The following is a 6,046-nucleotide window of genomic DNA, read 5'->3' as shown; positions in this document are numbered from 1 at the left end:
CAAATGAGCGTCCTTTCTGATAGTTTTTTTAGCAGAAGCAAGAAGCTCCAACTATGATTAATAGAATAAATAATACAACTAATAAAGCAAAGCCGCCACCACAACTACTGCAACTACCACCAAAGCCCATAATAGTTCCTCCTTTAGATAAGAGGAGAAAACAAGGGGTCACTCATGTATTTTAACGGATTCATTTTACTTTATGTTTTTACGCATTAATTGAGCAGGTCCTTTTGAAAATAAAGAAAAGACACCCTAAGGTGCCTTCCTCCGACTTGAGATCGCATCTATGTATTGAAGAAATTCAGAAAAGATAAATACACAAAGGGAAGCTTCTAATCATAATTTATAGATGTTTATTATTATCCAACGTACTAAAGATCTCCTGATTTATGTAAAGCGGCTGTTACTTCATCACCGAAATTATTTAAAGAGAATGCTTGCTCTTCTATCGGATCCATTTCTGTAGCTTTACCTATCTTGCCGTCTTGAAGTTCCCAGAAATAGTTATGTTCTTCTACGATTTTACTAAAATCTCTATTTACCCATCTTTCAGTGATTGCTAATAGTTCTTCTTTGTTCTTGAAATCATTTTGGTTTAAAATGCTTCTTACTTTTTCTGCATTCTTTTTAGACATAGGAGTTGCTCCCCGTCCGTCATTCACTTTTACTTTTTGATGAGTCATGCTATGCATTGCTGAAATAACTTCTTCTTCAGTAGAACTTGTAGTGATGTGGAGTTGTGCATTTGAACCTTCAATTTCTGCTTCATTCGATGGTGGTGCTTCTTTATACTCAGACTCTGCAAAATCATGCTTCTCACTACCCATTGGTACTTCAGCAAACTGTAACATTCCATAAGTCATACCAGCTGCAAGTACTATTACCCCTATAATCGATCCTAGCCAATACGTTAGCTTCTTGTCCATATTCACTTCCCCTATCTTCATTTTAATATTTCATATAAATAATATTATATGAAATCACCTTTTTATGGATATGTTATTTTACTATGCTAAGTTATATTGTTCATTGAGAAATATGATTCAAGTCTATTGTTTTATTTTTAAACTCTTTTCGTATTCTTTAGCTTCATCAATATTTTTAAATGTTTTTAAATCAAATATCTTTTCTCCATCAATACATACAACTAATACTCCATCTTGAGCTTGCAGAACACTACCTACATTACCTTTTCCGAGTGAAATACTGAAGAGATTCTCTACATTTAATGATTTCTTTTTAGCAAGGTAATCATTAAATGGCATCCCAATGGATAATTCGTCTTTTAAGCCTTTAATAGTGTTTACCAGAAGTAGTTGTTGGTTCTTCCTTTTTTGTAGCTTCAACTTGTTGTTTTTTCTGTTCTTCTTTTTCTTGTTGTTTCCGTTGTTTTTCAGCTGCCTCTTGTTCTGCTTTCTCCTTTTTCATTACCCCCTTTTTCCGCCCATCCTCCACTAATTATTAAAATATTTGCTAAAAAAACTGCCTCTAATAGCACGAATGCTATTTTGAGGCAGTTATCTCTCTTTACACTTTAAATCTTTCAATTAATCCTTGCAACTCTTCAGCCATTTGAGATAATGTACCAGCTGCGGAACCAATTTCCTCCATCGAAGCTAATTGTTCTTCAGCAGACGCCGCGACACTTTGTGTACTCGTCGCATTATTCTGTGCTGTCATTGCAATTTGCCCTACTGAAATAGATACTTCATTGGCACCTTTTGACATCCCATTAGCCGTTTCAACCATCGTTTTAATTTGATTAGCAATTTCATTTGTAGATTGTAAAATCTCAGCAAAGTTTTGCTTCGTTTCATTTGCAATAACTAGTCCAGATTGAACTTCTTCATTTACATGACCCATAGATTTTACTGTCTTACTCATATCATCTTGTATTTCACATATTAATTTACTAATTTCACTGGAAGATACGCTAGATTGCTCTGCCAATTTACGTACTTCATCTGCAACGATCGCAAATCCTCTTCCGTGCTCACCAGCTCTTGCAGCTTCAATTGCAGCATTTAAAGCAAGAAGATTTGTTTGATCTGCAATATTTTGGATTACTTCTAATATGTCACCAATTTGCTTTGATTTATTATTTAATAACTGTATAACTGCATCAGATTGTGAAACAGATTCTGCAATAGACTGCATTTGATTTACTGTTTTCCCTACTAGCTTTCCACCATCTTCTGCTTTTTCACGAGTATGAGTAGAAGCCGTATTAATAGATGATGAACTATTTGCTACATGCTGAATTCCTTCTGTTACATCAAACAGTAACATCGCACCATTTTCTACACTTGTTGTTTGCGTCGTTGCCCCACTTGATATTTCATCCATTGCCATTGTAATTTGTTCCGTTGCTTCACTCGCTTGTCTTACACTCGCAGTTAGCTCTTCTGATGCCGCTGCAACATGCCCGGCCGAATCATTAATTCTTCCAATTAACGTTCGTAGTGAATCTGTCATCTCATTAAAACCTTTTGCAAGTTGACCAATTTCATCGTTTGAATGAATTTCAATTGTTTGCGTTAAATCTCCTTCACTTATTTCTTTAGAAGTGGCAACTAATCTCTTTAAAGGTTTTGTAATAGAAAGCGTTACGAAATAAATAAGTGCTCCTCCTATAACTAGTGAAATAAGCATAACCATTAACATATTATAAAATACAGGCTGAGCAGCTTCAATTACTTCATTTGAGTACATCGTTCCACCGATTTTCCATCCTGTTTTTAAGTTTGTAGCAAATACCATTTTCTTTTCACTACCGTCATACGTGTATGAAAAAGTGCCCTGATTATCTTCGTAAATTTTCTTTGCCCAAGAATCAGCTGCTTTATCTCCTGGTTTTTCTTGAGGATGCGCAATTATTTTTTGTTTTCCATCTAAAATGAAAGTATATCCTTTTTTACCAATATTGATCAGCTTTGTTGTTTTCAATAAATTCTCTAAACTTAAATCTACCGCAACAACACCATTTTTATCTTCTGTTTGTTTCGCAATCGTTACGACAATATGTCCATTTCCTTTCGCCTTATACGGTTCAGTGACCACGATTCCACCTTGTTTACTCACTGCATCTTTATACCAAGAGCGGGTTGTTGGATCATAATCTGCTGCCATTTGTATATTTGGTTCTTGCACAAACTTCTTATCATTGCCGGCAACATATACTTGTTCAATATCTTTATTTAAATTAATATATTGAGATAACACCTTTCTTAATTCATCTTGATTATCTCCTTGATACATATCACTATGAATCACTCGTGCAAAGTTATTTATTTCGTTAAATTTTGCCTCAATCATTTGATTGATTAAATTATCTAATATTTTTATATTATCGTGAGCACTACTCGTAATTTGTGATTCAAAATTCTTTTTAGCCGTTTGATAAGACATGCCTCCAATAATAGAGACAGCTGCAATTAAAATTACCAAAAATGAAATTAATAGCTTTTTTGCTACTTTTATATCTCGAAACCACCTTAACAGTTTACTCATTATAAACCTCCTACATTTAAATATTAAGTTTTAAAGATAAATAACCAATTATGAATATATCCCATTCCCTATCCTCTATTTTTACAATTCGTTTTTGATAAACACCTTGTAAAGTTTAAACAAATATTTCCCTTTTGTCTATATATATGAATAATATTATTATAAAATTTACAAATACAAAAAACCAAAGGAATAGTCCTTTGGTTTTTTACATTTTTTTATGTTGTTTAGAAATCTTCTTCCACTTATCACGCTCAGCTCTTGCGAGAATAGCATCTTGTTTTCTCATAAAATACGCCAATTCTCTTTGCAATTTTTTATAGCTTTGCAAACGATTTATCGTCATTAGCCCGTTATCAATTGCTTTATGCACTGCGCATCCTGGTTCATTCTCATGTTTACAATCTCGGAAGCGGCATGTTTTTGCAAGTTCTTCAATATCAGAAAATGTTGTTTGAATTGCATTGCTTCCTTCCCAAAGCTGCAACTCCCTCATGCCAGGAGTATCAATGACTAAGCCCCCACTCGGTAGTTGGAACAGCTCACGATGAGTTGTCGTATGCCGCCCTTTGCTATCTTCCTCACGTATATCTCCCGTTTTCGCTATCTCAATTCCTACGAGTGCATTTAACAAAGTAGATTTTCCAACCCCCGATGAGCCGACTAAAGCAATTGTTTTTCCTGAAGCAACAAATTGTTGTAACGAGTCAATACCTGTATGCTCTAAACTATCGACGACGAAGATCGGAACACCAATTGCAACAGCTTCCGTTTCTACGATTTTTTGTTCCACATCTTCACATAAACTACTTTTTGTTAAAACAATAACAGGCATTGCACCACTTTCATACGCTAATAGTAAATAACGCTCCAGCCTTCTTACGTTAAAATCATGGTTAAGTGCATTCACTAAAAATAAATAATCTACATTTGCTGCAATAATTTGTTCTTCAGTTCTATTACCAGCTTCTTGTCTTGAAAAAGAACTTCTTCTCGAAAAAATACGATGAATGATTGCCTTTTTCTCATTTTCTATTTTCTTTATATACACCCAATCACCAACCGCTGGGTAATCTCCTTTCGTTACCGCTTCATGACGAAACTTTCCAGACAGTTCCGCTACATATTCACCATCATTACAAATAATCCGATATATATGCTTATGCTCAAGTAAAATACGTCCTACTTCATAGTTCTCTACAGCTTGTTCTTCAAAAAAAGCATCCCATCCGAACGATTCTAAAATATTTTGATCCAAATTGATATCCTCCCTAGTTTGAACTTAGTGGAAGGATTGTGCGCTCACTTATAGAGTATCGCCCTTTCCGTCCACCTTTGTATTTGGTTTATTATTCATATAAGTTAATTTCGCCATAATACATCACCCCGTTCTCATTTTAATTACTCTCATTATATGGAATATCCCATTAAAAAGCTACCTTATTTAACGTAATTTTCAAACAACTTATTTTTTAGCATTTTAATTTGTCCGCGATGACTAATTTCATCTTCTAGCACATGAAACCAAAGGTAGTGCTGATTATACGCTACGCCATTAGGCCACTTTCTTTCTGACATTAGCCATTCGTCATCCTGTTCACTCAAACACTTTAGTGTTTCTTCTCTCACTTTTTGCAAAAGTTGTACATAATACGGTATGTCATAGCCACGAATAGATTTCCCCGCTTCCCCTAAATACAGTGCATCTTCCCATATTTCTAATTCTTCTTTTGTAAAATCACGATTTTGAAAAGAAATAAGCTGATGGACTTTTTCAATAGCTGCTATATGTTTTAATAAAGCACCAATTGAATTTCCACCACTTGGCATACTTAAATCTAATTGCTCAACTAATAGATTTTTTATTTCCTGTAATGTTACCGCCCTCGTATGCTCCATCATACTTACTAATTCACCTATATTTTTTGTATAACCATCTACACTTCTTACTCGATAATCTATATTCATATCACGCACCCCTTTCTGCATTCATATAATAGACTGAAATATATCAAAATTTTCTGTTATAATTAAATTGAACAAGCAAATAGCCAGAACAAATTTTCTCAATATGCTGATATAAAATTTAAAAAGGAATATATATTTAATACACGAATCTTATTCACTAAAAGGAGTGGATTCGATGGAAATGTATCAATGGCTAACTGCTGTTCTAGTTGGTGGCGTTACTGGCTTCGTTTCCCATCTGATCAATAACCAAGGTAAGTTATTGCTTCCACGCCGTTTAAAAACGTTTTTCCACTTTGGGTTTTTAACCGATATATTTACAGGTAGCCTAGCTGCACTTCTTGGACTTGTTTTATTCGATGTCACCTTAATTAAAGAAATAATAAAAGTATCTATTGTAACCGCTATTTCAGGCCAAACCTTTTTACTTCATCAAGCTCTAGGTGGTGAACAGGCTAAAAATACGCAAATTGGGAAAGCTGATGAGAAAATTCAAGAAATTGACAAATTATTGCGACGTTAATCTATACTTTTTCAAAAAATTATTGTTATAATGAAAAATAAA

6 protein-coding genes and 2 pseudogenes are annotated in these 6,046 nt (G+C 34.1%); 1 reads left to right on the top strand and 7 read right to left on the bottom strand.

Features of this window, described 5'->3' with window-relative positions:
• Positions 1 to 28 precede the first annotated feature (28 nt).
• The 7 genes and pseudogenes from FT637_RS10600 to FT637_RS10575 all read right to left on the bottom strand — a co-directional run bounded on the left by FT637_RS10600 (position 29) and on the right by FT637_RS10575 (position 5,481).
• The gene (locus FT637_RS10600) at positions 29 to 130 is read right to left on the bottom strand and encodes a YjcZ family sporulation protein (RefSeq protein WP_000505688.1); all 102 of its coding nucleotides are present in this window, start codon (positions 128 to 130) and stop codon (positions 29 to 31) included.
• Positions 131 to 374: 244 nt separating this feature from the next.
• Complete coding sequence (locus FT637_RS10595) at positions 375 to 929, bottom strand: PRK06770 family protein (protein WP_193646221.1); 555 nt, start codon at positions 927 to 929, stop codon at positions 375 to 377.
• A 123-nt stretch (positions 930 to 1,052) separates the two neighbouring features.
• A pseudogene (locus FT637_RS10590) lies at positions 1,053 to 1,443 on the bottom strand (hypothetical protein); the annotation flags it as partial.
• A gap of 87 nt (positions 1,444 to 1,530) precedes the next feature.
• Positions 1,531 to 2,349, bottom strand: coding sequence for a methyl-accepting chemotaxis protein (locus FT637_RS30580; RefSeq protein WP_407057248.1), 819 nt, complete (start codon positions 2,347 to 2,349; stop codon positions 1,531 to 1,533).
• Between the two features lie 123 nt (positions 2,350 to 2,472).
• Positions 2,473 to 3,411 (bottom strand): annotated as a pseudogene (locus tag FT637_RS30575) (cache domain-containing protein); the annotation flags it as partial.
• 310 nt (positions 3,412 to 3,721) lie between these two features.
• Positions 3,722 to 4,771 carry a ribosome small subunit-dependent GTPase A gene (gene rsgA / locus FT637_RS10580; protein WP_193646219.1) on the bottom strand — a complete coding sequence of 350 codons (1,050 nt, stop codon included), beginning with the start codon at positions 4,769 to 4,771 and terminating at the stop codon, positions 3,722 to 3,724.
• Between the two features lie 182 nt (positions 4,772 to 4,953).
• Positions 4,954 to 5,481, bottom strand: a complete 528-nt coding sequence (locus tag FT637_RS10575; RefSeq protein WP_193646218.1) for a DinB family protein — start codon at positions 5,479 to 5,481, stop codon at positions 4,954 to 4,956.
• Positions 5,482 to 5,656: 175 nt separating this feature from the next.
• Here FT637_RS10575 and FT637_RS10570 point away from each other — a divergent pair, with 175 nt between their 5' ends.
• A complete protein-coding gene (locus FT637_RS10570; protein ID WP_002202297.1) occupies positions 5,657 to 6,004 on the top strand; it encodes a DUF4257 domain-containing protein in 348 nt (115 codons plus the stop codon).
• The last annotated feature ends 42 nt before the right edge of the window (positions 6,005 to 6,046 follow it).

It is taken from the genome of Bacillus cereus (assembly GCF_015071065.1).
GTDB lineage: Bacteria > Bacillota > Bacilli > Bacillales > Bacillaceae_G > Bacillus_A > Bacillus_A cereus_BA.
This window is presented reverse-complemented; position numbering and strand designations above follow the sequence as displayed.

What these genes read in the sequence shown, in the direction of transcription:
- FT637_RS10600 (WP_000505688.1), bottom strand. Translation starts at nt 130, where the DNA reads ATGGGCTTTGGTGGTAGTTGCAGTAGTTGTGGTGGCGGCTTTGCTTTA.
- FT637_RS10595 (WP_193646221.1), bottom strand. Translation starts at nt 929, where the DNA reads ATGGACAAGAAGCTAACGTATTGGCTAGGATCGATTATAGGGGTAATA.
- FT637_RS30580 (WP_407057248.1), bottom strand. Translation starts at nt 2,349, where the DNA reads ATGGATGAAATATCAAGTGGGGCAACGACGCAAACAACAAGTGTAGAA.
- FT637_RS10575 (WP_193646218.1), bottom strand. Translation starts at nt 5,481, where the DNA reads ATGAATATAGATTATCGAGTAAGAAGTGTAGATGGTTATACAAAAAAT.
- FT637_RS10570 (WP_002202297.1), top strand. Translation starts at nt 5,657, where the DNA reads ATGGAAATGTATCAATGGCTAACTGCTGTTCTAGTTGGTGGCGTTACT.